Origin of the sequence: Klebsiella sp. SWET4 (genome assembly GCF_024296565.1) — a bacterium.
In the GTDB taxonomy this organism is placed as follows: domain Bacteria; phylum Pseudomonadota; class Gammaproteobacteria; order Enterobacterales; family Enterobacteriaceae; genus Klebsiella; species Klebsiella variicola.
Genome location: NZ_JANCOB010000010.1, coordinates 1 through 26,331, shown reverse-complemented (window position 1 = coordinate 26,331; position 26,331 = coordinate 1). Strand labels below are relative to the sequence as shown.

The 26,331-nt window shown below is 57.9% G+C and carries 26 protein-coding genes; 6 read left to right on the top strand and 20 right to left on the bottom strand.

Annotated features, from left to right (window positions below):
* Positions 1–6 precede the first annotated feature (6 nt).
* From ulaD to ulaA, 4 genes are read right to left on the bottom strand one after another with little or no spacing between them, the layout of a single operon-like run.
* Positions 7–657 carry a 3-keto-L-gulonate-6-phosphate decarboxylase UlaD gene (ulaD, locus tag NKJ21_RS20565; protein ID WP_008807179.1) on the bottom strand — a complete coding sequence of 217 codons (651 nt, stop codon included), beginning with the start codon at positions 655–657 and terminating at the stop codon, positions 7–9.
* A 13-nt stretch (positions 658–670) separates the two neighbouring features.
* Positions 671–1,138 (bottom strand): PTS ascorbate transporter subunit IIA, encoded by a 468-nt coding sequence (gene ulaC, locus NKJ21_RS20560; RefSeq protein WP_110190787.1) that lies wholly within the window; start codon positions 1,136–1,138, stop codon positions 671–673.
* 9 nt (positions 1,139–1,147) lie between these two features.
* Positions 1,148–1,453: a PTS ascorbate transporter subunit IIB gene (gene ulaB / locus NKJ21_RS20555; protein ID WP_002885682.1), complete on the bottom strand. Its 306-nt coding sequence runs from the start codon at positions 1,451–1,453 to the stop codon at positions 1,148–1,150.
* Positions 1,454–1,465: 12 nt separating this feature from the next.
* On the bottom strand, positions 1,466–2,866 hold the full coding sequence (gene ulaA, locus NKJ21_RS20550) for a PTS ascorbate transporter subunit IIC (protein ID WP_012543107.1): 1,401 nt from the start codon (positions 2,864–2,866) through the stop codon (positions 1,466–1,468).
* 366 nt (positions 2,867–3,232) lie between these two features.
* Between ulaA and ulaG the strand changes: the two genes are divergently transcribed.
* Together ulaG and ulaR are read left to right on the top strand one after the other, a co-directional pair.
* Positions 3,233–4,297, top strand: coding sequence for an L-ascorbate 6-phosphate lactonase (gene ulaG, locus NKJ21_RS20545; protein ID WP_008807182.1), 1,065 nt, complete (start codon positions 3,233–3,235; stop codon positions 4,295–4,297).
* Between the two features lie 107 nt (positions 4,298–4,404).
* Positions 4,405–5,160: an HTH-type transcriptional regulator UlaR gene (ulaR, locus tag NKJ21_RS20540; protein WP_008807183.1), complete on the top strand. Its 756-nt coding sequence runs from the start codon at positions 4,405–4,407 to the stop codon at positions 5,158–5,160.
* Here ulaR and yjfP read toward each other — a convergent pair.
* Positions 5,157–5,873: an esterase gene (yjfP, locus tag NKJ21_RS20535; protein ID WP_064143092.1), complete on the bottom strand. Its 717-nt coding sequence runs from the start codon at positions 5,871–5,873 to the stop codon at positions 5,157–5,159. The two genes, ulaR and yjfP, sit on opposite strands and share 4 nt — an antisense overlap.
* Before the next feature lie 209 nt (positions 5,874–6,082).
* Here yjfP and bsmA point away from each other — a divergent pair, with 209 nt between their 5' ends.
* Both bsmA and yjfN read left to right on the top strand, forming a co-directional pair.
* Complete coding sequence (gene bsmA / locus NKJ21_RS20530; RefSeq protein WP_008807185.1) at positions 6,083–6,391, top strand: biofilm peroxide resistance protein BsmA; 309 nt, start codon at positions 6,083–6,085, stop codon at positions 6,389–6,391.
* A 137-nt stretch (positions 6,392–6,528) separates the two neighbouring features.
* Positions 6,529–6,804 (top strand): DUF1471 family protease activator YjfN, encoded by a 276-nt coding sequence (yjfN, locus tag NKJ21_RS20525; protein ID WP_008807186.1) that lies wholly within the window; start codon positions 6,529–6,531, stop codon positions 6,802–6,804.
* Here the strand turns inward: yjfN and NKJ21_RS20520 are convergent.
* The 6 genes from NKJ21_RS20520 to NKJ21_RS20495 all read right to left on the bottom strand — a co-directional run bounded on the left by NKJ21_RS20520 (position 6,795) and on the right by NKJ21_RS20495 (position 14,021).
* Positions 6,795–8,432 carry an isovaleryl-CoA dehydrogenase gene (locus tag NKJ21_RS20520; protein ID WP_016160152.1) on the bottom strand — a complete coding sequence of 546 codons (1,638 nt, stop codon included), beginning with the start codon at positions 8,430–8,432 and terminating at the stop codon, positions 6,795–6,797. The two genes, yjfN and NKJ21_RS20520, sit on opposite strands and share 10 nt — an antisense overlap.
* 125 nt (positions 8,433–8,557) lie before the next feature.
* Positions 8,558–9,289, bottom strand: a complete 732-nt coding sequence (gene rlmB, locus NKJ21_RS20515; RefSeq protein ID WP_008807188.1) for a 23S rRNA (guanosine(2251)-2'-O)-methyltransferase RlmB — start codon at positions 9,287–9,289, stop codon at positions 8,558–8,560.
* 82 nt (positions 9,290–9,371) lie between these two features.
* Entirely contained in the window at positions 9,372–11,810 is a 2,439-nt protein-coding gene (gene rnr, locus NKJ21_RS20510; RefSeq protein WP_008807189.1) for a ribonuclease R, read from the bottom strand.
* A gap of 36 nt (positions 11,811–11,846) precedes the next feature.
* Entirely contained in the window at positions 11,847–12,272 is a 426-nt protein-coding gene (gene nsrR, locus NKJ21_RS20505; RefSeq protein ID WP_002885667.1) for a nitric oxide-sensing transcriptional repressor NsrR, read from the bottom strand.
* Between the two features lie 150 nt (positions 12,273–12,422).
* Positions 12,423–13,721 carry an adenylosuccinate synthase gene (locus tag NKJ21_RS20500; protein WP_032736719.1) on the bottom strand — a complete coding sequence of 433 codons (1,299 nt, stop codon included), beginning with the start codon at positions 13,719–13,721 and terminating at the stop codon, positions 12,423–12,425.
* A 102-nt stretch (positions 13,722–13,823) separates the two neighbouring features.
* Complete coding sequence (locus NKJ21_RS20495) at positions 13,824–14,021, bottom strand: DUF2065 domain-containing protein (protein ID WP_002885664.1); 198 nt, start codon at positions 14,019–14,021, stop codon at positions 13,824–13,826.
* Positions 14,022–14,244: 223 nt separating this feature from the next.
* Here NKJ21_RS20495 and NKJ21_RS20490 point away from each other — a divergent pair, with 223 nt between their 5' ends.
* A complete protein-coding gene (locus tag NKJ21_RS20490) occupies positions 14,245–14,535 on the top strand; it encodes a hypothetical protein (protein ID WP_008807192.1) in 291 nt (96 codons plus the stop codon).
* 83 nt (positions 14,536–14,618) lie between these two features.
* On the opposite strand, the gene hflC is transcribed toward NKJ21_RS20490, so the two are convergent.
* The 9 genes from hflC to nnr all read right to left on the bottom strand — a co-directional run bounded on the left by hflC (position 14,619) and on the right by nnr (position 24,855).
* On the bottom strand, positions 14,619–15,623 hold the full coding sequence (hflC, locus tag NKJ21_RS20485) for a protease modulator HflC (protein WP_002885662.1): 1,005 nt from the start codon (positions 15,621–15,623) through the stop codon (positions 14,619–14,621).
* 2 nt (positions 15,624–15,625) lie between these two features.
* Complete coding sequence (gene hflK, locus NKJ21_RS20480; RefSeq protein ID WP_012543112.1) at positions 15,626–16,888, bottom strand: FtsH protease activity modulator HflK; 1,263 nt, start codon at positions 16,886–16,888, stop codon at positions 15,626–15,628.
* Between the two features lie 65 nt (positions 16,889–16,953).
* Positions 16,954–18,234, bottom strand: a complete 1,281-nt coding sequence (gene hflX, locus NKJ21_RS20475; protein ID WP_008807194.1) for a ribosome rescue GTPase HflX — start codon at positions 18,232–18,234, stop codon at positions 16,954–16,956.
* Positions 18,235–18,309: 75 nt separating this feature from the next.
* Entirely contained in the window at positions 18,310–18,618 is a 309-nt protein-coding gene (gene hfq / locus NKJ21_RS20470; RefSeq protein WP_002885659.1) for an RNA chaperone Hfq, read from the bottom strand.
* A 92-nt stretch (positions 18,619–18,710) separates the two neighbouring features.
* Positions 18,711–19,661 carry a tRNA (adenosine(37)-N6)-dimethylallyltransferase MiaA gene (gene miaA, locus NKJ21_RS20465; protein WP_002885652.1) on the bottom strand — a complete coding sequence of 317 codons (951 nt, stop codon included), beginning with the start codon at positions 19,659–19,661 and terminating at the stop codon, positions 18,711–18,713.
* A complete protein-coding gene (gene mutL, locus NKJ21_RS20460) occupies positions 19,654–21,513 on the bottom strand; it encodes a DNA mismatch repair endonuclease MutL (protein ID WP_022064853.1) in 1,860 nt (619 codons plus the stop codon). Before mutL ends, miaA begins: the two co-directional genes overlap by 8 nt.
* A 10-nt stretch (positions 21,514–21,523) precedes the next feature.
* Positions 21,524–22,873: an N-acetylmuramoyl-L-alanine amidase AmiB gene (gene amiB, locus NKJ21_RS20455; protein ID WP_022064852.1), complete on the bottom strand. Its 1,350-nt coding sequence runs from the start codon at positions 22,871–22,873 to the stop codon at positions 21,524–21,526.
* Between the two features lie 16 nt (positions 22,874–22,889).
* Positions 22,890–23,351 carry a tRNA (adenosine(37)-N6)-threonylcarbamoyltransferase complex ATPase subunit type 1 TsaE gene (gene tsaE, locus NKJ21_RS20450; RefSeq protein WP_008807197.1) on the bottom strand — a complete coding sequence of 154 codons (462 nt, stop codon included), beginning with the start codon at positions 23,349–23,351 and terminating at the stop codon, positions 22,890–22,892.
* Positions 23,344–24,855, bottom strand: coding sequence for a bifunctional ADP-dependent NAD(P)H-hydrate dehydratase/NAD(P)H-hydrate epimerase (gene nnr / locus NKJ21_RS20445; protein WP_254733179.1), 1,512 nt, complete (start codon positions 24,853–24,855; stop codon positions 23,344–23,346). The genes tsaE and nnr overlap by 8 nt, the downstream gene beginning before the upstream one ends.
* Positions 24,856–24,868: 13 nt before the next feature.
* Here nnr and queG point away from each other — a divergent pair, with 13 nt between their 5' ends.
* Positions 24,869–26,008 carry a tRNA epoxyqueuosine(34) reductase QueG gene (gene queG, locus NKJ21_RS20440; RefSeq protein ID WP_008807198.1) on the top strand — a complete coding sequence of 380 codons (1,140 nt, stop codon included), beginning with the start codon at positions 24,869–24,871 and terminating at the stop codon, positions 26,006–26,008.
* Positions 26,009–26,331: the final 323 nt, after the last annotated feature.

The following is a 26,331-nucleotide window of genomic DNA, read 5'->3' as shown; positions in this document are numbered from 1 at the left end:
CGCTCCTTAACCCCACAGCTGGGCGATAGAGCGTTTAAACTGGCGCGCCGCTTCCACCGGCGAGGCGGCATCGCGGATGCTGCGCCCGGCAATAAAGACGTGAATAGGGATACCCGCGAACAGCGGCAGGTCTTCCAGCGCCAGACCGCCGGTGACAGTCACTTTGAAGCCCATATCGGACAAACGTTTAATCGCGCTGATATCCGCCTCGCTCCACGCCACGCCTGCCGCCTGTGCGTCGCGGCTGCGGTGATAGACCACCTGCTGAATACCCGCCTCGCGCCATGCCTGCGCCTGTTCCCAGGTCCAGAAGCCGGTCAGCTCAATTTGCACATCGCCGTTAAATTCTTTGGCGACGTCCAGCGCCCCTTTGGCGGTATTGATATCGGCACAGCAGATCACCGTGACCCAGTCGGCGTTGGCTTCAAAGCACATCCGCGACAGGATCTTGCCGGCGTCGGCAATTTTGGCGTCCGCCAGCACGATTTTATGCGGATACAGCGCCTTCAGATCGCGCACCGCACGCACCCCTTCGCCGACGCAAAGAATAGTACCGACTTCAATGATATCCACCTCTTCGGCGATCAGGCGGGTCGTTTCATAGGCACTGGCCAGCGTTTGGTTGTCCAGAGCGACCTGTAACATAGGTAATGACATGATGGTGTTCCTTTTAAACAGCCGCCGCGGTGGCGTTTTTGATTAAATCCAGCACTTCCTGCTCGCTACGGCAGGCGCGTAAACGGTCGAAATTGGCTTCATCGTCAAACAGGTTAACGATCTGCATGATGCCCACCTCCTGGTGGGTGGTGGCGTCAACCGCCGCCATGGTGATCAGAATGTCGACCGGGTCGTTATCTTCATGGTTGAAAATCAGCGGTTTTTTTAGCGTCACCAGCGCAAAGCCGGTTTTCCTGACGCCCTCTTCCGGCCGCCCGTGCGGCATCGCCAGCCCGGGGGCAATCACAAAATAGGGGCCGTGCTCGGCCACGCCGTCGAGAATGGCCTGGTAATAGCGCGGTTCCACGACGTCGGCGGCCACCAGCAGATCGACGCCGATTTTCACCGCCTCCTGCCAGGTTTCCGCTTCCGCCTGCAGGCGAATGGAGTGGTTCTGCGCCAGTGAGTCATGCAGTTTCATGGCCGCTCCTTATTTCACGTCCTGCGGGAAGTGAGCTTTGATCACCTCCAGCAGTTTTGGGCCGAAATCCGCCGGCGACAGCATATTGCGTACGCCCACCACGTGTTTATTGCCGGAGACGGTAATCTCCCCCGCGATATGGGTTGAAGCGATGATGATATCCGCGCCGTTCAGTTCGCTTTTGTATTCACCTACCGCGCAGCTGTTTACCGTGTGGTCGATGTTGGATTGCGTCAGGAACTGATCCACCTTCATTTTCATGATCATGGAACTGCCTTGCCCGTTGCCACACACAGCCAGAATACGTACGGTCATAATCAGAACTCCTTATTGGGCAGAGGCCTCTGCCAGTTGTTTTTCCGCGTCTTCCTCGGCACGCAGCGCGCGGCCGGCGAAGAACATATAAGCCAGTGCAATCAGGATGATGACGGCCATAAACGCCAGCCCGATGGAGGCGAAGCCCTGCATCATCGGCGGCGCCAGAATCGACCAATCCGCCATCCCCATCCAGGCGCTCATACCGGTGAGCTTCACCGCCCATACGCAGCCGAAAATTTCAACCATGCCCATCACAAGGCAGATCTTGAGCGCCGCACGCCAGCCGCCGAAATGGTTGGCAAAAACGCCAATCGTCGCGTTGGAGAAGAACATCGGGATAAAGCCTGGAATAATCAGAATTGAAGAGCCGATGCCGACCAGAATGCCGACGGCAATCAGCTGGCCGATGGTGCCCCACATAAAGCCCCACACCACCGCATTCGGCGCAAAGCTGTAGATCGCGGCGCAGTCAATCGCCAGCACCGCGCCGGGGATCAGGCGTTGCGAGATGCCGTTGAAGGCTTCGGACAGTTCGGCGACGAACATCCGCACGCCCTGGGTAATGATGAAAATAGCCACCGCGAAGGAGAAACCGGTCTGCAGGATATAGACCGTCCAGTGGGTTTTGCCCGCCATCGCCTGCACCACGTCAATACCGAAGGAAAGCAGGATCGCGCCAAAGAAAATGGTCATCACAATCGCGGTAGAGACAATGTTGTCATGGAAGATATTCAGCCAGCCGGGCAGCTTGAGGTCTTCGACGCTCTCCTCTTTTTTCCCCAGATACGGCGCCACTTTGTAGGCAATCCACGAGGCAAACTGCTGCTGGTGACCGATGGAGAAGCCGCAGCCGTCGGTGACCAGCTGAGTCGGCTTGAACATCATGTTGGAGGTGATCCCCCAGTACAGAGAGACCAGTACCGCGGTGCAGATAATGGTCGTCCACATCCCGTAACCAAAGATGAAGAACGAGACCGCAATCAGCCCCGCCTGCTGAAACATGATATGGCCAGTCAGCATGATGGTGCGGATACCGGTAATGCGGCGCAGCAGGACGTAACAGATGTTCAGCGCCAGTGCCAGGAGCACCGCATACCCCACCCAGCTGTAGGCCTCGCCCATCCGGTCGATGGTCGCCATCATCGAGGCGTAAGTATCGGAAATCGCGCCATTGATGCCATAGACCTCTGACATTTTCGCCACCACCGGCTTAAAGGTGCTGGTGAGGATGCCGGAACCGGCTTGTAACAGCATGAAACCAATGATGGTTTTGATCGTACCTTTGATAATCACGCTGACGCTTTTACGCAACAGGATATAGCCAAGGCAGGTCACGATACCCAGCAGCAGCGGGGCATTGGTCATGACCTGATTAAAGAAGACGGTAAAGATGTTGTAGAGGATCTCCATAACACACTCCAGAAGAGGAAGGCTTTGAACGCGCATGTCGCTCAGCAGTTGTCGTCGCCCTCACTCTAATAATCAAAAATAATCACAACAAGATTGAATTTGATTAAATGTGACGTACGCCGCAATAATCCTCACTTTCACTCTGGTCATTACCAATTATGTACGTAGACACATAAATAAACATTTTTAAATCATATAGATAAAACAAAACCTAACGTCAATTTGAGCGGATAGAGCCCGGAAATTATGCGCGACGCCTCGCAAAAATGCAGGAAAACAAGATTGCAATCTTGAAAACACAGTGACAACATAAATCAAAACCAATCAAATACTGATTACTTTTGAAAATGCATGAGGAAGACCGCGATGAGTAAAGTCCAAACCATCACCCGAGAATCATGGATCCTGAACACCTTTCCGGAATGGGGTAGCTGGCTGAATGAAGAGATTGAACAAGAGCAGGTTGCGCCAGGCACCTTCGCCATGTGGTGGCTGGGCTGTACCGGCATCTGGTTAAAATCCGAGGGTGGGGCTAACGTCTGCGTCGATTTCTGGTGCGGCACCGGCAAACAGAGCCACGGCAATCCGCTGATGAAAACCGGCCATCAAATGCAGCGGATGGCGGGGGTGAAGAAACTGCAGCCGAACCTGCGCACCACCCCGTTCGTGCTCGATCCGTTCGCCATTCGCCAGATTGACGCCGTACTGGCGACCCATGATCATAACGATCATATTGACGTCAACGTCGCCGCCGCCGTGATGCAGAACTGCCCGGCCGATGTGCCCTTTATTGGGCCGAAAACCTGCGTCGACCTGTGGATCGGCTGGGGCGTACCGAAAGCGCGCTGTATCGTCATGAAGCCCGGTGATGTGGTGAAGATCAAAGACATTGAGATCCACGCGCTCGACGCGTTCGATCGCACAGCGCTGATCACCCTCCCGGCGGATCAAAAAGCCGCCGGCGTGCTGCCGGACGGCATGGACCAGCGCGCAGTCAACTATCTGTTTAAAACGCCGGGCGGCAATCTCTACCACAGCGGCGATTCCCACTACTCCAACTACTACGCGAAGCACGGCAACGAGCATCAAATTGACGTCGCCCTCGGCTCGTATGGCGAGAACCCGCGCGGCATCACCGACAAAATGACCAGCGCCGATATCCTGCGTATGGCGGAGTCGCTCAACGCTAAAGTGGTGATCCCGTTCCACCATGATATCTGGTCAAACTTTCAGGCCGATCCGCAGGAGATCCGCGTCCTGTGGGAGATGAAAAAGGATCGTCTGAAGTACGGCTTCAAGCCGTTTATCTGGCAGGTCGGCGGCAAATTTACCTGGCCGCTGGATAAAGACAATTTCGAATATCACTACCCGCGCGGCTTCGATGACTGCTTCACCATTGAGCCGGACCTGCCGTTCAAATCCTTCCTGTAAGCCGCCTCCGGCAGGCACTGCCTGCCGGAAATACCCCGCCGCAGGGTTAGTATTTTCACATGATTTCAAATATCATCTTTGCCGTTCACTTTTAATCGGATTCGCTCATGACGGAAGCGCAAAGGCACCAAATTCTGCTGGATCTGCTCGCCCAAACGGGGTTTGTTACCGTAGAGCAGGTGATGTCGCGGCTCGGGATCTCACCCGCAACCGCCCGACGTGATATCAACAAGCTGGATGAAAGCGGCAAACTGAAAAAGGTTCGCAATGGCGCGGAAGCCATTAGTGAGCAGCGCCCCCGCTGGACGCCGATGAATATCCATCAGGCGCAAAACCTGGATGAAAAAGTGCGTATCGCACGCGCCGCTTCGCAGCTGATCGCGCCGGGGGAAAGTATCGTCATTAACTGCGGCTCCACCGCCTTTCTGCTGGGGCGGGAACTGTGCGGTAAACCGGTGCAGATCATCACCAACTATCTGCCGCTGGCTAATTACCTGATCGACCAGGAGCACGACAGCGTGATTATCATGGGTGGACAGTACAACCGTAGCCACGCCATCACGCTCAGCCCCCACGGTAGCGAAAACAGCCTGTATGCCGGACACTGGATGTTCACCAGCGGCAAAGGACTCACCGCCGAAGGGCTCTACAAAACCGATATGTTGACCGCCATGGCCGAGCAGAAAATGCTCAACGTGGTCGGCAAACTGGCGGTGCTGGTCGACAGCAGCAAGGTCGGCGAGCGCGCCGGGATGTTATTCAGCCAGGCCGGGCAAATTGACGTGGTGATCACCGGGAAACAGGCTGATGCCGCAATCCTCAAACAGCTTGAGGATCAGGGCGTCAGCGTGATCCGCGTTTAAAGATGCTGGCGGAAAAAGGCGACCGTCGCAGCCAGCGCCTCTGGCGTAATACGATGGCGGACGCCCTTTTGCCAGAGGCAGGTCAGCCTGGCGGCAAGATCGCCTTGCCGCAGCGCCTGCTCAAGACGGAAGGTCTCTTCCGGCGGCACCACATCGTCAGCGTCCCCATGCCAGAGCAACAGCGGCCGCCGGGCAAGGGACGCCAGCTGATGGCTGACATCCCATTCGCGGAGACTGTCAGCATCAAAGCCAGGCGAGGGAAACAGGGTTTGCGACAGCGAACGAAAATAGCCCGACCCCATCAGACAAGCGACGCTGTTCAGTTCGGGATGGTGCGTCATGATGCCCAGCGCCGTCATCCCTCCCATCGAGGCGCCAGCCACCGCCAGCCGCTCTCCCTCCAGCCATCCCTCGGCGATAATCGCCTCGCGCAGCGCGGGAAACTCCCTGAAATTCTGCTGCAGGATCGGCCAGAAGCGCTGCATCCGCCCGGCCTCGTCGCCCTGATAACGCGCCCCATGCTCCGGCGCATCCGGCATGATCACCCGGAAGCCCGCCTCGGCCAACGCCACCGCAAAGTAGCTGTAGACCAGCTTCGACGAGGTAAAGCCATGATAAAAAACGATACAGGGCAAGGGTTTATTCAGACTCTCCTGCGGGCAGGCATGCAAAATTTCACCGCCGCCGAGGTTGCGCATTTCTAGTGCAATCATTTATCGTCTCCCTTCTCTATCGTGGTAAGGCGTCATGGGAAAATTCATTCACCGGGCAACCCAGTTTGCTACGATTCATAATGTTGAGAACCCGGTTACGCTTTCACAACATTTTCATTCGAAAATCGCGTCAGAGATAACAGTTCGGGAACATTCCCCGGCAATCCTGTTAAGGCTACCACTACACTATCACTATCAGGAAACGAGATATGGTTATGCGCAGGTTTTCACCGTGGTTACTGGCTATCGTCCTCAGCGGGTGTAGTGCCTTGCAGGGAACGCCGGAAGCCCCGCCGCCCGCCACCGACCATCCGCAGGAGATCCAGCGTAACCAGACGGCTGGCCTGCAGAAAATGGCCACGGTGAGTGTGCTGATGTACGGTTCGCCGATGGATGTCGAAGCGGCGCTGAAGGCCAAAGCAGAAGCGGCCAAAGCCGATTACTACGTCATCATCATGATCGATGACACCATGGTACCCGGCCAGTGGTATTCGCAGGCGATCCTCTATCGTCGATGACGAGGCGGCGTCTTTAAATCTGCTTTACACAGCTTTGCGTCCATTCACGTTCTCCTGTGCATAATAACGTTCGGCCAGCCACCTGGCAGGACGTTAGCAACGGACTGCCCTTGGGACTACGTGAAATGGAGCTGACGATGAAACGATCTTTTACCCTACCCAGCCTGCTGTTTACCGCTGCGACGGCCAATACGTCCGCGCAGTCAGCCGAATTCGCCAGCGCGGATTGCGTCACTGGCCTGAATGAAATCGGTCTGATCTCCGTCACTAATCTTTCCGGCAGCCAACAGGATGTGGAGCACGCCATTGCCCGCAAAGCGGACGAGCAAGGCGCCTCCTGGTATCGCATTATTCAGATGTACGAAGAACAACAGCCGGACAGCTGGCGCGTTCAGGCCATTCTCTACGCCTGAGGCGCCTGGCGCCCGCGCCCCATGGCCCGCAGCAGCAGGTCGTCGAGGGTCGGCGCATCAAGACGCATGCCGCCGCGGGTGTCGAGCATCATCCGACACCAGGCTTCAGCCAGCGGCGGCGAAGCGTGGCGCAGCATCTGCGCCCCCGCGCCAAGACGATAGACCAGCCGGGCAATCTCTCTCCCCTGCTCTTCGGCGGGCCGTCTCAGCAGCTGCTGCAGTTGACGCCACGCGCGGTCGAGATGGCGATTCTGTCCTTTCACCTCCGCGCACTCTGCCGCCAGCAGCTCCATCGCCGCCGGCTGCTTGCTGAGCACCCGCATGACATCGAGACACATAATGTTGCCGGAACCTTCCCAGATGCTGTTGACCGGCATCTCACGGTAGAGGCGCGGGAGTTCGCTCTCCTCGCAATAGCCGATGCCGCCGAGCACTTCCATCGCCTCGGCGACAAACGGGATGCCGGCCTTACAGATGGCAAACTTGGCCGCCGGCGTAAACAGGCGCGCCCAGGCGCTTTCCCGGGCATCCTCCCGACGGTCCCAGGCGCGAGCCAGGCGAAACAGAAACGCGGTTTGCCCCTCCAGACGCAGCGCCATTTGCCCCAGCAGCTGGCGCATCATCGGCTGATCGACCAGGTTTTTGCCAAACGCCTGACGCTGTAGCGCGTGATACAGCGCCACCGAGAAGGCGCGACGCATCAGGGCATGGCTGCCCAGCGCGCAGTCAAAGCGGGTCAGGCCGCCCATCCTGAGGATCTGCCGCACGCCATCGCCCTCTTCGCCCACCAGCCAGCCGCAGGCATCATAAAACTCCACTTCACTGCTGGCGTTGGAGCGGTTGCCGAGCTTCTCTTTTAAGCGTTCAAGACGCACGCCGTTGCGCTGCCCGTCGGGCAGCAGACGCGGCACAAAGAAGCACGACAGTCCCGCGGGGGCCTGGGCCAGCACCAGGTGGGCATCGCTCTGCGGCACTGAGAAGAACCACTTGTGTCCCACCAGCCGGTAAAACCCTTCCGCCGTTTTCTCCGCGCGGGTGGTATTGCTCAGCACATCGGAGCCCCCTTGCTTCTCGGTCATCCCCATGCCGATCAGCAGGCCGCGCTTCTGGCCGCCAGGCGCGAGGTGGGGATCGTAACGGTCGCTCAGCAGCGGCGACAGCCAGTCGCGAAAGGGCGCGGGCAGGGCGTGCTGCAGCAGGGGCGTCGCGGCGAAGGTCATGGTAATCGGGCACAACGTCCCGGCCTCCACCTGGGCATGAAGCAGAAAGCGGGCGGCACGCGCCACAAACGCGCTTTCGCGGGCATCCTCCTGCCAGGCGAGGTTATGCACCCGGTTCGCGCACAGCCCCTGCATCAGCAGGTGCCAGGCGGGATGGAAGCGTACGTCGTCCAGCCGGGCGCCAGTGGCGTCATAGCGCAGCAGCTCCGGTGGGTTACTGTTGGCCAGGCGTCCCAGCTCCAGCGATTCGGCGGTCCCCAGCTGCTGGCCAATGCTGGCGAGCAGATCGCCATCCCAGCCGGCGCCTTCGCGGACCACCGCTTCACGCAAGGCGGTATCGGACAGGAAAAGATTGCTGTTATTCAGCGGAGTCGGTTGATTAAAAACGGTGTGCGTTTGCCAGTGCATCGTGTCTCCCTCCATCAATGGCGATAGCCATAAGTATGGTTTTCCAGGGGGATTCTCGCCCGCGAAAGCGGTCACAAAAAAGCCATCCCGGAGGATGGCTTTTTTGGATTCGTCGACGGTTCAGCTTAGCTGCGCTGGCGTACCGCTTCAAACAGGCAGATGCCGGTGGCCACCGAGACGTTCAGCGAGGAGACGCTACCCGCCATCGGGATGCTGATCAGCTCATCGCAGTGCTCGCGGGTCAGACGACGCATACCTTCACCTTCAGCGCCCATCACCAGCGCCATCGGGCCGGTCATTTTGCTCTGGAACAGCGTATGGTCGGCTTCGCCAGCGGTCCCGACGATCCAGACGTTCGCTTCCTGCAGCAGACGCATGGTACGCGCCAGGTTGGTCACGCGGATCAGCGGGACGTTCTCCGCCGCGCCGCAGGCCACTTTCTTCGCCGTCGCATTCAGCTGAGCGGAACGATCTTTTGGCACGATCACCGCATGCACACCAGCGGCATCAGCGCTACGCAGGCAGGCGCCGAGGTTGTGCGGATCGGTTACGCCGTCGAGGATCAGCAGGAACGGCTGATCGTGCTGCGCCAGCAGATCCGGCAGATCGTTCTCCTGATACTGACGTCCTGGCTTCACGCGGGCAATGATCCCCTGATGCACCGCGCCTTCGCTCTTCTCATCGAGGAACTGGCGGTTGGCCACCTGAATCACCACGCCCTGCGCTTCCAGGGCATGGATCAGCGGCAGCAGGCGCTTATCCTCACGGCCTTTCAGAATATAAACTTCCTGAAAACGCTCAGGTGCGCGTTCCAGCAGTGCCTGCACCGCATGGATGCCGTAAATCATTTCACTCATTGATGTACTCGTTTTAGGTTCTGTTATCCGTCCCCTTCACCCCGTTCTGCGCCAGCAGACTTCTGGAGTGAAGGGACGTCAATCACTCGGCGATTTTCTTCTTTGCCGCGCGCTTGGCTTTGGTCGCGGCGGCGATTTTCTGTGTTTTCGCCGACGGTTTTTTCGCTTTCTTCTCGCCTTTGGGCTTCGCTTTAGCCTGGTCTTTTTCTTTGCGGAACGCGCTATCCGGCTCGAAGTTCACCTGTTTACCCACCTGGCGGCGACGGCCACCCGGTTTGCCAGAGGTGCTCTTTTTCGCTTTCTCACGGGCGGTTTTGCCAACATTACGCGGCGCACGCTCGCTGGAAATCAGGCTGAAATCAATCTTACGCTCATCCATGTTGACGGCTTCCACGCGGACTTCCACGCGGTCGCCCAGACGATAAGTCTGGCCGCCGGACTCGCCGATCAGCCGCTGGCCAACCTGGTCAAAACGGTAATAGTCGTTATCCAGGGAGGAGACATGCACCAGACCATCGATAAACAGATCGTTCAGGCGGACAAAGAAGCCAAAGCCGGTCACGCTGGCGATGACACCGGAGAAGGTGTTGCCCACCTGATCCTGCATGAAGTCGCACTTCAGCCAGTCGGACACTTCACGCGTCGCTTCGTCGGCGCGGCGCTCGGTCATCGAACAGTGCTGGCCCAGCTGGAGCATCTCTTCCATGCTGTAGTGCCAGCCGCCGGTCTCGGTGCTATTCCCTTTATGTCCCTGCTCTTTTGCCAGCAGATACTTGATGGCGCGGTGGAGCGACAGATCCGGGTAGCGGCGAATCGGCGAGGTGAAGTGGGCGTATGACTGCAGCGCCAGGCCAAAGTGGCCACGGTTTTCCGGATCGTAGACCGCCTGCTTCATGGAGCGCAGGAGCATCGTTTGCAGCATTTCGGCATCCGGACGATCGGCAATGGAGGTCAACAGTTCGGCGTAATCGCGCGGCTCCGGCTTGTTGCCGCCCGGCAGCTCCAGTCCCAGCTCAGCCAGCACGGTACGGAACGAGGTAATCGCTTCGGTGCTTGGCTTATCGTGGATACGGAACAGTGCCGGCTCCTGCGCTTTCTCAACGAAACGCGCGGCGGAGATGTTCGCCAGGATCATACACTCTTCAATCAGCTTATGCGCATCGTTACGCTGAGTCTGTTCGATACGCTCAATACGGCGTTCGGCATTGAAGATGAATTTAGCTTCTTCACTTTCAAATGAGATACCGCCGCGCTCTTCGCGGGCGCTCTCCAGCACTTTGTAGAGGTTATGCAGCTCTTCAATATGCTTCACCAGCGGCGCGTAGTGTTCGCGCAGCTCCTGATCGCCCTGCAGCATATGCCACACTTTGGTGTAGGTCAGGCGAGCATGTGAACTCATCACCGCTTCATAGAACTTAAAGCCGGTCAGGCGGCCTTTTGACGAAATCGTCATCTCGCACACCATACACAGGCGATCGACCTGCGGGTTCAGCGAGCACAGGCCGTTCGACAGCACTTCCGGCAGCATCGGTACCACCTGCGACGGGAAGTAGACCGACGTCCCGCGGCTACGCGCTTCGCCGTCCAGCGGCGTACCAGGGCGCACATAGTAGCTCACGTCGGCGATAGCCACCCACAGACGCCAGCCGCCGCCGCGTTTCTTCTCGCAGTACACCGCGTCATCGAAGTCGCGGGCATCTTCGCCATCAATAGTGACCAGCGGCAGAGAGCGCAGATCGACGCGTCCGGCTTTCGCCTCTTCCGGCACCTGCTCTTTGAGGCCGGAAACTTGTTTTTCCACCGCCGGCGGCCAGACGTAAGGAATTTCATGGGTACGCAGCGCCATATCGACGGCCATGCCGGTGCCCATGTTGTCGCCCAGCACTTCGACGATTTTCCCGACCGCTTTGGTGCGGCGGGTTGGGCGCTGGGTCAGTTCGACCACCACCACGTAGCCCATCCGCGCGCCCATAATATCTTCAGGCGGGATCAGGATATCGAAGCTCAGGCGACTGTCGTCCGGGACGACGAAGCCGACGCCAGCGTCGGTGAAGTAGCGGCCAACAATCTGGCTGGTTTTCGGTACCAGCACACGAACGATGCGCGCCTCGCGGCGGCCCTTACGGTCCGCACCCAGCGGCTGGGCCAGCACCTGGTCACCGTGAATACAGGTTTTCATCTGCTCTGACGACAGATACAGATCGTCCTTGCGCCCTTCAACGCGCAGGAATCCATAGCCATCACGGTGGCCAATAACGGTACCTTTGAGGAGATCAAGACGCTCCGGCAGCGCATAGCACTGGCGGCGTGTGAAGACCAGCTGACCGTCGCGCTCCATCGCGCGCAGGCGGCGGCGCAGCGCTTCTATTTGTTCTTCGCCCTCAATATTCAACTCGATGGCCAGCTCATCGCGGCTGGCAGGCTTTTCCCGTTTGGTTAAATGTTCGAGGATAAATTCCCGGCTCGGGATGGGATTCGCGTACTTCTCAGCTTCGCGTTCCTGGAATGGATCTTGTGACATATCGGTTCCTCCGTTGTCATCTCCGGCAGAGTGGCGTCACTCCACCAGTAATAATTTATAAAGCGGTTGATTCTTCTCAACCAAATCAGCCAGCGTATAGTTATCCAGCTCCTTGAGAAAACTCTGCGCGGCTTCAGCTAGCGCCTGTTTCAGACGACAGGCTGGTGTAATGTGGCAAAATTCGCTGCTGCAGTTGACCAGCGATAAGGGTTCAAGGTCGCGCACCACGTCGCCCACGCGGATCTGCCCTGCTGGTTTACCGAGGCGAATGCCCCCATTCTTCCCCCGCACGGCAGTCACGTAGCCCATGCGGCTTAACTGATTGATTATTTTAACCATATGATTACGGGAGACGCCATAGACCTCGGTCACTTCCGAGATGCTGGTCATGCGTCCTTCCGGCAGCGACGCCATATAAATCAGCGCGCGTAATCCGTAATCGGTGAAACTCGTTAACTGCACATAAACCTCAGGGAAAAGAAAACAGGGTATGTCGAGCGACATCATTATTATTGATGATAAACCAGCCAGCGCTCAGGCCGCTAATTTATTTGAAATGGGGCGGGCGAACAGTAAAAACAAGGGCGCCCGAACGGCGCCCCTTGAGAGTGATTACGCGTCGAACGGGTCGCGCAGAATCATGGTCTCGGTACGGTCTGGACCAGTAGATATGATATCCACCGGCACGCCGGTCAGCTCTTCAATACGCTGGATATAGTTCAGCGCTGCCTGCGGCAGACCGCTGCGCTCTTTCACGCCGAAGGTGGTTTCGGACCAGCCCGGCATGGTTTCGTAGATAGGCTCGATACCTTCCCAGTTGTCGGCAGCCAGCGGAGTGGTCGTCACTTCGCGGCCATCCGGCATACGGTAGCCGACGCAGATTTTCACTTCTTTCAGGCCGTCCAGGACGTCCAGTTTGGTCAGACAGAAGCCGGACAGGGAGTTAATCTGCACCGCGCGGCGTACCGCGACAGCGTCCAGCCAGCCGGTACGACGGCGACGACCGGTGGTGGCGCCGAATTCGTTACCTTGCTTGCAGAGGAACTCGCCAGTTTCATCAAACAGCTCGGTCGGGAACGGACCCGCGCCTACGCGAGTCGAGTAAGCTTTGATGATACCCAGTACGTAATCCACATAACGCGGACCCAGGCCAGAACCGGTCGCCACGCCACCAGCTGTGGTGTTGGAGGAAGTCACGTACGGATAGGTACCGTGGTCGATATCCAGCAGGGTACCCTGCGCGCCTTCGAACATCACGAAGTCGCCGCGCTTACGCGCCTGATCCAGCAGATCGGATACGTCAACCACCATGCCGGTCAGGATGTCGGCAATCGCCATGACATCGTCCAGCACTTTCTGGTAGTCAACCGCTTCTGCTTTGTAGAAGTTCACCAACTGGAAGTTGTGATATTCCATCACTTCTTTCAGTTTGTCAGCGAAGGTGGCTTTATCAAACAGGTCGCCAACGCGCAGACCGCGACGAGCAACTTTATCTTCGTAAGCCGGGCCGATACCGCGACCGGTCGTACCGATAGCTTTCGCACCGCGTGCTTTCTCACGTGCGACGTCCAGCGCCACGTGATAGTCGAGGATAAGCGGGCAGGCTTCGGACAGCAGCAGACGCTCACGAACAGGGATACCACGGTCTTCCAGACCTTTCATCTCTTTCATCAGCGCAGCCGGAGACAGCACAACACCGTTACCGATGATGCTGATTACATTCTCACGGAGAATACCTGATGGAATAAGATGGAGGACGGTTTTTTCACCGTTGATTACGAGAGTATGGCCTGCGTTATGGCCACCCTGGTAGCGCACAACATATTTAGCCCGTTCTGTCAGGAGATCGACGATCTTCCCTTTACCTTCGTCACCCCATTGGGTGCCCAGTACGACGACGTTGTTACCCATTTTTCAAAATCACCGTTTGCTTAAAAATGGATTCTACCATCGCTTTTTCAGAGTTACAGCACTTTTTGCATCCAAAATAAGGCAAATCCGACCACTTTTTGATCAGCCAATCGATTTCCTCAACATGTAGTAGATCACAATCCCTGCAACCACAAGTCCGCCGCCAAAGCGGCGCAATAAATTATCCGGTAACTGGCTCAGGCTGGCGACCATTTTGCGCCAGGCGCGAGGATAGAGCAGCGGGCCGAGCCCTTCGAGTACTAAAACCAGCGCCAGCGCCAGCCAAATGGTGGAGTTCATTATCAACCCTAATTGAAAAGTATTATCGTCGCCCTCGCGGGCGTCATCGGCCAGCATGGTGAATTCATTCACTCATTTCACATTGTCCCGTATTTCATCTTCATTATGAACTGGCAAGGTGAAACAAAATTCACAACTAATTGTATTGCTGCATATTTTTTAAATTGTAACTATGCCGTCGCGTACTACAACCCGGTACGTCTACATAATCAGGAAGATTATCATGAGAGAATTAACCGCGTTTGAAATCGAAAATGTGAGCGGCGCAGGCTGGTTACAGGATGGCCTGGCTTCCTTAGGCAGCAAGGTCGGCGCCGCCGCATGGACGATGGGTACCGATGCCCTGAGCATCAACCTGCCGCTGATTGGCACCCTCAATCTGGCCGACCTGGCGCCAGACCTGGGCAAAACCCTGGGCGAAAGCGTTGGGTCGACTATCGGTGGCACCATCGAAAGTGCGCTGGCGAGCCTGCCGGTGATCGGTGGCCTGCTGAACAAACTGCTCGGCAACTAATTCACGCCCCCCGCAGTATGAAAAAAGGCGCCTGAAACAGGCGCCTTTTCGCGTTAGCACTTCAGGCTTACACCCTCTGCGGCTTATTTACGCGCCGAATCCGGTGAACGCATATAGCGGAAGAAATCGCTGTCCGGGCTCAGGACCATCACATCCTGGTTGCTCTGGAAGCTCTTCTCATAGGCACGCAGGCTACGGATAAAGGAGTAGAAGCCTGGATCCTGGCTGAACGCGTCGGCAAACAGTTTTGCCGATTCCGCATCGCCTTCACCACGCAGGATACGACCCTGGCGCTCGGCTTCCGCCAGCGTCTTGGTGACTTCGTAGTCTGCGGTCGCGCGCAGTTTCTCAGCTTCTTCCTGACCCTGTGAACGGTGGCGACGAGCAACCGCTTCACGCTCCGCGCGCATACGGTTATAAATCGCTTCCGACACTTCTGCCGGCAGGTTGATCTGTTTGATACGCACGTCGACAACTTCGATACCCAGCGCCGCCATACTGTTCGGGTTGATCACCTGCACTTTGCCGTTGGTTTCCGCTTCCACCCGCTCAGCGGCTTTGGCGATAGCGTCATCAGCCGCCGGGGTGCTGACCTCGTCTTCCGTGCCAGCAGAACCCGAGTTCAGCGCATCGCGCACTTCCAGCGTCAGGCGGCCACGGGAGTCGGTGACGATGTCTTTCACATCCAGACGACCAATTTCAGAACGCAGACGGTCAGAGAATTTACGCTTCAGCAGCACCTCGGCCTGGGAGACGTCGCCGCCGCCGGTTGCCAGGTAGTAACGGCTGAAGTCACTGATGCGCCACTTGATATAGGAGTCGACGATCAGGTCTTTTTTCTCTTTGGTCACAAAACGGTCAGCCTGGTTGTCCATGGTCTGGATACGCGCATCCAGCATCTTCACCGATTCGATAAACGGGATCTTGAAGTGCAGGCCCGGCGCATACACCAGCGGCTTGTTTTCGTCGTCGCGCAGAACTTTACCGAAACGCAGCGTAATCCCGCGCTCGCCTTCCTTTACGACAAAGACTGACATGTAGAGCACTACCAGCACGATGACAATGATCGCGATAACAGATTTACGCATCGTTATTCCCCCTGACGCTGGTAGTCGTTACGCTGCGCGTTAGCGCGGCGTTGGTCCATAATGCTACCCCCGGTTGAGCTCGAGGTTGATGAGGTGCTGGCGCTGCCTGTGCTGGATGCAGGTGGCAGACGCAGCAGATCGCTGGCGTCACTGCTATCGCTCTTTGCTGCCGGCGCGGCGGCGCCTTTCAGCATCTGGTCAAGCGGCAGAACCATCAGATTGCCGTTTTTGCTGTCATTGACCAGCACTTTGCGGGTGTGGCTCAGCACTTTTTCCATGGTTTCGATATACAGACGCTCGCGGGTAATTTCCGGCGCGGCTTTGTATTCCGGCAGGAGCTTAGCAAAGCGAGCCACTTCACCCTGGGCTTCCAGGACGGTCTGGGTCTTGTAGGCACGCGCCTCTTCAAGGATACGCTGCGCCTGGCCATTCGCCCGCGGCTGTACTTCGTTGGTATAAGCTTCCGCTTCACGGATGTACTGCTGCTCGTTCTCACGCGCGGCAATGGCATCGTCAAACGCCGCCTTCACCTCTTCCGGCGGACGTGCCGTCTGGAAGTTGACGTCCAGCAGGGTGATCCCCATGTTGTACGGGCGGATAGTCTCTTCCAGCTCGCGCTGGGTATCGCTACGGATCACGGTACGACCTTCGGTCAGAATGCGATCCATGGTGTATTTGCCGATCACGCCGCGCAGCGCGCTGTCAGTCGCCTGACGCAGACTGTCATCCGCGCTGGTAACGCTAAACAGATAGCGTTCCGGATCGGTGACGCGGTACTGCACGTTCATCTCAACGCGCACGACGTTTTCGTCAGAGGTCAGCATGACGCCGGAAGCGGCTAGTTCACGTACCGACTCCACGTTCACCGCCTGAACGTTATCGATAAAGGTCGGTTTCCAGTTCAGGCCTGGCTCAACCAGATGGCTGAACTTACCAAAACGGGTCACGACGCCGCGTTCGGCTTCTTTAATGGTATAAAAACCGCTGGCCGCCCAGATAATCACTGCCGCCGCGGCAACGATGCCGACAATACGCCCGCCCATCGGTCCGCGAGGGGTCTGCGCGTTATTACCACCGCCCAGTCCGCCCTTGCCGCCGCCGAGCCCGCCAAGTTTTTTACTTAACTTGCGGAAGATATCATCCAGATCCGGCGGCCCCTGCTCGCGACCACCTTTGTTGCCATTTCCCTCAGAGTTGCCGCCAGGTTTGCTGCTCCCCCACGGGTCGCGGTCCTGTCCGTTATTACCGGGCTGATTCCACGCCATGTATATGCTCCATATTTGTTTTTGATATCCCCACAGGGGTCAATATCTTCAGGCAAGCTGCAAGGTTAAACCACATAGTCAACAAGCGTTGGCTCTTGCTTACAGAGGCGCCGCCAGTCAACGATCGGCATGCGCACCTGCAGACTCACGCTGCCGTCATCCTCCATCCACTCTTTTTCTATCGCCTGAAGCTGATAGAAACGGCTTCTCAGTCGCCCTTCTTTCGGCGGTAAGCGCAGCGTATGCTGGGCCACTTCACCGGAAAGACGTTCCGTTAATGCCTGAAAAAGCAGTGGTACGCCAACCCCGGTCTGGGCTGAAAGCCAGACCCGAATCGGTTTATTTTCATCGTCGCGATCGATGCGCGGTTCAAAATCGTCAAGCATGTCGATTTTGTTCATCACCATCAGCGCGGGGATCTCATCGGCTTCAATCTCAGCGAGAACCGTATTTACCGCATCAATGTTTTCCTGCACACGGACATCCGCCGCGTCAATCACATGCAGCAGCAGCGTCGCCTGACGCGTCTCCTGCAACGTCGCTTTAAACGCGGCTACCAGATCGTGCGGCAGATGGCGAATAAAGCCGACGGTATCGGCCAGTACCGTTTCGCCGACGTCAGGGACGTCAATGCGGCGCAGCGTCGGGTCCAGGGTGGCGAACAGCTGGTTCGCGGCATAGACCTCGGCAGCGGTGATCTGGTTAAAGAGCGTTGATTTTCCGGCGTTGGTGTAGCCCACCAGCGACACGGTTGGAATATCGGCTTTCGCGCGCGACCGCCGCCCCTGCTCACGCTGTTTCTCAACTTTTTCCAGTCGCGACAGGATCTGCATGATGCGGTTACGCAATAAACGACGGTCGGTTTCGAGCTGGGTTTCACCCGGGCCACGCAAACCAATCCCGCCTTTCTGTCTTTCAAGGTGGGTCCAGCCGCGGACGAGACGGGTTGCCATATGGCGCAACTGCGCCAGCTCAACCTGCAGTTTCCCTTCATGGGTGCGCGCGCGCTGGGCGAAAATATCTAAAATAAGACCGGTGCGATCGATAACCCGGCATTCGCACAGACGTTCCAGGTTGCGTTCTTGCGCCGGACTCAGGGCATGATCGAAGAGCACGACCGACGCGCCGGTCGCTTTAACGGCTTCCGCAATTTCGACTGCCTTACCTTCACCAACAAAATACTTCGGGTGCGGTGCTTTACGGCTACCGGTAATCACCTGCATTGCTTCGACACCGGCGGAAGAGGCCAGAGTTTCAAACTCCTGGAGATCTTCCATATCTTTGTCTTGCGAAAAATAGATGTGTACCAGTACCGCCTGCTCACCGGCGTCATAACGGTCAAACAAGCGTAAACCCCTTATAAAATACCAGCGGGGAACACAGAAAACCTGGCTCCCCGGCGTGGAAAAACAGCACTGGCCTTATTCGGCGTCGTCGCTGTCTTGTTGCGGCGCAGAAGAGCCCTGCGCGCTACCACCGTGGTGATAGTTACTGGAACCGCCGCCAGCATTATTGCTGTGGTGAGACACCGGGCGAGACGGGACAACAGTAGAAATTGCGTGCTTATAGACCATCTGGCTGACCGTGTTCTTCAACAGGATCACGAACTGATCGAAAGACTCAATTTGCCCTTGCAGCTTGATACCATTCACCAAATAAATAGAAACCGGAACGCGTTCCCGACGCAAAGCGTTCAGGAACGGATCTTGTAAAGATTGCCCCTTAGCCATTCTCTCTTTTCCTTATATGTATGCTTGTTTTGTACTCAGAACCTTACGATTCTTAAAAAAAATTACGCACGATACCGTTCAATTGTACACGTTCAGTTCTGGCTCGCACCAACAACCTGTAATACTTTGTTGAGCGCTTGTTCAGGTTGTTCACTGTCTAACCAGTGCACACCTTCCCAACCGCGCAGCCAGGTGACCTGACGTTTGGCTAACTGTCTCGTGGCGCAAACACCTCGATAAACCATCTCATCATAAGGGATCTCGCCATTGAGGTATGACCACATCTGGCGGTATCCAACACAACGGATGGAAGGCATATCCGTATGCAAATCTCCGCGGGCAAAAAGCGCCCGTACTTCTGCTTCAAAACCTGAAGCTAACATCTGATGAAAACGCTGTTCTATGCGTTGATGGAGCAGTTCACGGCTCGCCGGGGCGATGGCGAACTGATGCACCTGATATGGCAGAGCGTCTCCTGACGTTTGCGTCAGTTCCGTTAAAGTTTTACCCGAAATGAAAAAAACTTCCAGTGCCCGGGAAAGCCTTTGCGGATCATTTGGATGAATACGCGCAGCAGCCACGGGATCAATTTCCTGTAATTGCTGATGTAACGCGTTCCACCCCTGCTCTGCGGCCTGCTGCTCAATCCGCGCTCTGACCTCTGGGTCAGCCGACGGTAAGGGCGACAATCCTTCCAGCAACGCTTTGAAATACAACATCGTTCCGCCGACTAACAGCGGAATACGCCCGGCGGCGACAATATCGGCCATCGCCGCCAGCGCGTCGCGGCGAAAATCAGCCGCGGAATAAGCTTCTGCGGGATCCAAAATATCCAGCAGCCGGTGCGGCGCAGCGCTAAGCTCCGCGGCATCCGGTTTGGCAGTGCCAATATCCATTCCCCGATAAATGAGGGCGGAATCAACACTAATCAACTCTACTGGCAAAACTTTACGTAAGGCTATCGCCAGCGCGGTTTTACCTGAGGCCGTCGGGCCCATTAAAAAAATTGCCTTGGGCAGGCTCGCCTCGGTTACATCATTCATCTTTCAGGGCATTCATCGCCGAATGGAGATCTACAGGTTGTAACAGGCCACCCGGCGGCGTTTTCACCAGCTGCGGGCAAAGACGTTCGACGTCCGCCAGCAGCGCAATCGCCTGCGCCATATTCCATGACGCCTGTTCGCTCGTCAGATTACGCGCCATCCATTGGGCGATGTTGCCGACGTCGAATGCGTTTTGCTGCGCCAGGTAGCCTATCAGTTCAGGAATCAAGATTTGTAAATTTTGTTGTCTTAAGGGTAAAGGGACCGCGCGCACCGTCACGTGCAGGGCATCGGTATGAAGCTCGATCCCCAACTGCGCCAGCGCCGACTGCGCAGCGGCCAGCGCCCGCTTCTCCCCTTCCGTGACTTTTAACCGCAACGGGATCAGCAGCGGCTGGGCACATACCGCTTCCGTACCCGGCGTCAACTGCGCCTGGCGCAGCCAGCGCTCGGCAACGGTCAACGACAGCAGCGCCAGACTGCCCTCGCGCTCCAGCAGCGCGCAATCGCCGCCGACAATCGTCAGCACTCTGCCAAAACTCTGACTGTGACCAGCCAGTTCCGCCGGGGCGGCGGACGGCTGCGCGGGTCGCGGAGCGGCGGGCGTGTCGAGCAACTGACGATAAAGCGCGCCCTGCTGCTTCTGGTAACCGGGCTGCGCATGCGGCCAGCTCGCGCCGCCAGAACTGCCGCCGGAGGCAGCCGGCTCACGCGACGATGTGATGCTGAATCGGGTTGCCGGTTCACGCGCTTCCGACGGCCGAGCAAACTGGTTGCCGCCTGCGGCGATGCGGTTCTCCGGCATCTGGCGCGGCGTCGGCGGGTCGTCTTTTTCCGCCAGCGGCGCATCAAGCTGCTGCTGCAGCACGCTCAGTACGCCCTGGTAGATAAAGTCATGCACCAGGCGAGACTGATGGAAACGCACCTCATGCTTGGCCGGATGGACGTTCACATCCACCTGATGGGGATCGATCTCCAGATACAGCACAAACGCCGGCTGCTGATCGGCGCCCAGCTTGTCTTCACAGGCCTGGCGGATAGCATGATTGATCAGCCGGTCGCGCATCATCCGGCCGTTGACGTAACAGTACTGAATTTCCGCCAGCGCCGGGGTAGTATGGAGCGGATCGGCAACCCAGCCGCGCAGGGTCAGATCGCCATGCTGCCACTCGATCGCCAGCGCATGTTCGAGAAAAGCGGCGCCGCAAATGGTTCCCAGCCGCCGCTCCCGCTGGCCATCCTGCGCCACTGCCCGATACTGTCGTATCACCTTACCGTTATGGTTGAGGTTAATGGTGACGTCGAAGCGCGCCAGCGCAATGCGGCGCACCACCTCGTCAATGTGGCCGAACTCGGTTTTTTCGGTGCGCATAAATTTGCGCCGCGCCGGCGTGTTGTAGAACAGATCGAGGACTTCCAGGGTGGTGCCAACCGGGTGCGCCGCCGGCTTCACCGTTACCGCCTGATCGCGGCCTTCGGCATAAGCCTGCCAGGCTTCCTGCTGCTCCGCCGTGCGCGAAGTCAGCGTTAAGCGCGCCACCGAACTGATACTGGCCAGCGCTTCGCCGCGAAAGCCGAGGCTGATAATCGCCTCCAGATCGTCAAGCGAGGCGATCTTACTGGTCGCATGACGAGCCAGGGCCAACGCCAGCTCGTCTTTTTTGATGCCGCTGCCGTTATCGCGGATGCGAATGAGCTTCGCGCCGCCGCGTTCGATATCAATGTCAATCCGCGTAGCGCCAGCATCAAGACTGTTCTCAACCAGCTCTTTCACCACCGACGCGGGCCGCTCCACCACTTCGCCGGCGGCAATCTGGTTGGCGAGCTGCGGCGGCAGAACCTGAATCGGCATCCCCTGCTCCTTAGTTAATCAACATCCCGCCTGGCGCTGCGGCGCTGGCGGTCTGCGCCGCCTCGCCGCGAGGCGCCGACTGCAGCGGATGCTGCATAAAGTAGTTGCGCAGGCCGTTATAAATCGCCTCCGCAATCTGCTCCTGGTAATCATCGCTCCCCAGCAGCCGCTCTTCACCGTTGTTACTGATAAAGCCCGTTTCCACGAGGATCGACGGGATATCCGGCGAGCGCAATACACCGAGGCTGGCATGCTCCGGGCGGCGTTTGTGCAGGTTGCCAATGCGCTGCAGCTGGCTCAGCACGTTGGTCGCCACATCGTAGCCGACGCGCTGGGAATGACCGAACTGCAGATCCAGCACCGCCTGGCTCAGGTAGGGGTCGGCCTGGCTGTTCGCCAGCACGTCGCCTGCCCCGCCGAGCAGTTCAGACTGCTTCTCATGCTGCTCGAGCCAACCGGCCATTTCGCTGTTGGCGCGACGGTTCGAGAGCACCCACACCGAGGCGCCGGTCGCATCGCGGTTTGGCGCGGCATCAGCATGGATAGAGACGAGGAAGTTGGCGTTTTGCTTACGCGCCACGTCAGAGCGGCCCATCACCGAAATAAAGTAATCTCCGTCGCGGGTCAGCACCGGCTTAAACTGCGGATCGGCGTTCAGTAACGCCCGCAGCTTGCGCGCGATAGCGATAGTGACGTTCTTCTCTTTGGTGCCATTCGGACCAATCGCGCCAGGATCCTGACCGCCGTGTCCGGCATCGATGGCGATAATCACCTTATCATCCGCCGACACCGTACGGGCCGCCGGGCGAGTCACGGTCTGATTGTTGGTCATCGCCGGCTGGGAGGAGGTCATCGCCGTCTGCCGTTCATGACCCGACGAGCTGAACGGGTTACGCCCTGACGTCGCCGTCCGGGAAGGCATCACCGGCGGCGGGTCAGCCCGTTTCACCACCACAGGCGGCGGTGGCGGCGGTGCGTCGGCGTTGATGGTAAAGACCACCGTGTAATTCGCCCCGTTCTGCTGCTTCACCGCTCGCGTTTTACCATCTTCCGTCAGATCCACCAGCAGACGCAGCGTCTGCGTATCCTGCGGCGTACCGGCGCGAATACTCTTCACCAGGTTGCTGCCGCTAAACTGCAGCGGTAGTCCCTGCAATACGCCGGTCTGCTTGATATCCAGCGCGACCAGACGTTTACCCTGTGGGGTAAAGGAGTACTCCGGCTCACCGACAAAGCTTAGGGTAATACGGGCCTGCTGGTCTCCGTTAGAGACCTGGATATCGGATAAACTCGCCGCAGTGGCGTGAAGACTCGAGAGCATTAGCGCAGCGGCAAGCCAGGTGGTTATGCGATACTTCATCCCGTCATCCTTCAGGCTAAATGGCTAAACGCGCCAGTAAAGACTCACCCCGTGAGGAGATCGCGGTAATACGCGCCTCACGCCCTTGTGCCTGGTAATCAAGGTGAATTTCAACATCCGGGTCAGGCAGGACACCTGCGCCTTGCTGCGGCCATTCCACCAGGCAGATGGCATCGTCGGCAAAATAATCACGGATCCCCATAAATTCGAGCTCCTCAGGATCCGCCAGTCGGTAGAGATCGAAGTGATATACCATCAGATTCTCGAGGGTATACGGCTCCACCAGGGTATAGGTTGGGCTTTTGACATTGCCGCGGTGACCGAGCGCCTGCAAAAATCCGCGGCTGAAGGTCGTTTTCCCCGCGCCTAAATCACCATACAGATAAATCACGGTGGCGCCGGTACAGACCTGCGCGATGCGGTCGCCAAGGGCCAGCGTGGCCTGCTCATCGGGTAAAGGAATCACTCGGTTAATCATGGTCTACGTCAATCACATCCGGGTTAACAACACGCCTGAGCGTGGAAAAGAGATCGGTCGCCAGCATACCGCGGGTGCCCTCGCGAGCGGCCACCCGGTCGGCGGCGTCGCCATGAGCGACGCACCCGGCACAGGCTGCATCATACGGCGTCAGGTGCTGTCCTAACAATGCGGCAATAATGCCGGTAAGCACATCGCCCATCCCGCCGCTGGCCATCCCGGCATTGCCGGCATCGATAATGCCCATCGCCCCGCTTTCACTGGCCACCACCGTGCCTGCGCCTTTCAGCACAACCACGCCACCATACCGTTTTACCAGACGCTGCGCAGAAAGTAAGCGATCGCTTTCAATTTCTGCCACGCTAACGTTCAGCAGACGGGCCGCTTCGCCGGGGTGCGGCGTTAACACGCGATTGTGACGTTTATCGGGATTGAATGCCAGCAGGTTCAGCGCGTCGGCGTCCCAGACCATCGGTTTGTTAAAACTTTCCACCGTGCGCAGGGCGCTGCGCCCCCATTCGCGCTGCCCCAGACCCGGGCCAATCGCCACCACATCAGCCCATTCCAGCGCGGCTTTCAGGGTCTGGGGCGTCAGTTCATCTACCATTAATTCCGGCCGCACGGTGACAATGGGCGCCACGTTCTCCGGGTGAGTAAGCACTCGCACCAGCCCTGCACCGCTGCGTAGGGCCGCTTCACCGCACATACGGATAGCGCCTGCTGTGCCGCGATCGCCGCCGACAATCACCAGCTTGCCGTGATCGCCCTTATGGGAGGTGGCCCGCCGCGGCGGCAGCCAGTCGGGGAGGTGGGCGGCGCAAAACCGCGTCAGGGGAGTACTTTGCCCGGCGAGCCAGCGCTCGAGCCCAAGGGCATGATGATGGAGATGCCCGACGACATCCCGCGCCTTGCCGGTCAGCAGCCCGGGTTTGAGGGCGATAAAGGTCAGGGTGTGGTCGGCCTGAACCACTGCACCTGGCGTCGCGCCGGTCTGCGCATTCAGGCCGGAAGGGATATCCAGCGCCACCACCGGCGCCGGGTGGTGGTTCGCCTGGTGGATGAGCGCCGCGACGGGATCGCGCGGCGCACTGTGCAGACCGGTGCCGAGCAGGCCATCAATAATCAGTGAGATATCGTCGGGCCACGGGATAGTCGCCGCATGGATCACGCCGCCGGCGTTAAGCCACGCCTCCCGCGCCGCCTGCGCCTCTTCCGGCAGCGGGCTGTCACTCTCTACCGCCAGCAGCGTCACCCGCCGCCCCGCGGCCTGTGCCAGACGCGCGACAACATATCCGTCGCCGCCGTTGTTGCCATGTCCGCAGAGGATCAGCCAGTGCGCGCTGGCGGGATAAGCGCGGCTGGCCAGCTGAAAGGCCGCCTCGCCCGCGCGCTGCATCAGTTCGAACAGCGTCAGCCCCAGGCTGTCCGCCGCCTCTCGTTCGGCCAGGCGCAGCGCCTCCGCAGGCCAAATGTTGTATGGTATACTGTCAGGGTTTTTCGTCATTGTATGGTCCATCATGTCACAGCCCCTCGATCTCGTTCAGTTAGCGCAACAAATCAAACAGTGGGGCACAGAGCTCGGGTTCCAGCAGGTGGGTATCGCCGATACCGACCTCAGCGCCAGTGAACCCAAACTGCAGGCATGGCTGGATAAACAATACCACGGCGAAATGGAGTGGATGGCCCGTCACGGTATGATGCGCGCCCGTCCCCACGAACTGCTGCCCGGTACGTTACGCGTTATCAGCGTGCGGATGAACTATCTGCCCGCCAACGCCGCCTTTGCCCGCACCCTGAAAGATCCCGCACTGGGTTACGTCAGCCGTTATGCCCTCGGGCGTGATTATCATAAGCTGCTACGTAATCGCCTGAAAAAACTGGGGGAGAAGATTCAGGAACAGTGTGCTTCGCTCAATTTTAGACCTTTTGTCGATTCCGCGCCTATCCTGGAGCGGCCAATCGCAGAAAAAGCGGGCCTTGGCTGGACAGGTAAGCACTCACTTATCTTAAGCCGCGACGCGGGATCATTCTTTTTCCTCGGCGAACTGCTGATCGATCTGCCTCTACCGGTCGACAGCCCGGTTGCGGAGGAGTGCGGACGCTGCGTCGCCTGCATGACCATCTGCCCCACCGGCGCCATCGTTGAGCCCTACACCGTCGACGCCCGGCGCTGCATCTCCTATCTCACCATTGAACTGGAAGGCTCTATCCCGGAGGAGTTCCGTCCGCTTATCGGCAACCGTATTTACGGTTGTGATGATTGTCAGTTGATCTGTCCGTGGAACCGTTTCTCACAGCTCACCGATGAAGAGGATTTCAGTCCACGCAAAGCGTTGCATGCGCCACCGCTGGTGGAGCTGTTCGCCTGGAGCGAAGCGTGGTTTCTGAAGGTAACCGAAGGGTCGGCGATTCGTCGCATTGGCCACCTGCGCTGGCTGCGCAATATCGCCGTCGCGCTGGGCAATGCGCCCTGGGATGAAGCCCATCTTCGCGCGCTGGAGAGTCGCCGGGGTGAGCACCCGCTTCTCGACGAGCACATCGAATGGGCTATCGCTGAGCAAATAAACAAGCGGAACGCCGACGCCGTCGAAGTACAACTGCCGAAAAAATTACGTCTGGTCAGGGTGGTAGAGAAAGGCTTGCCGCGCGACGCCTGATTCATTCACAGGCTGTGAATAAAATCTAAAACACATTGCGTTTCAAGGCGCAGACCGAGGTCAAGTGATCGGATTAACATTTCGAAATGAAATTTAATTGTTAAATTTCAATGACATATAAAGATACTATTTACAAAGCGAAGCATTTACGCCGTCAAAGACGGAACGACAACCTGTGGATAACTCTGTTCACAGTATTTCTGGATATCAAATGAAAATCATCCCCGGCGCTGGATTGCACTGTGGATAAATAAGAGATGGAAGAAAATTTGGAGCGGGAAACGAGACTCGAACTCGCGACCCCGACCTTGGCAAGGTCGTGC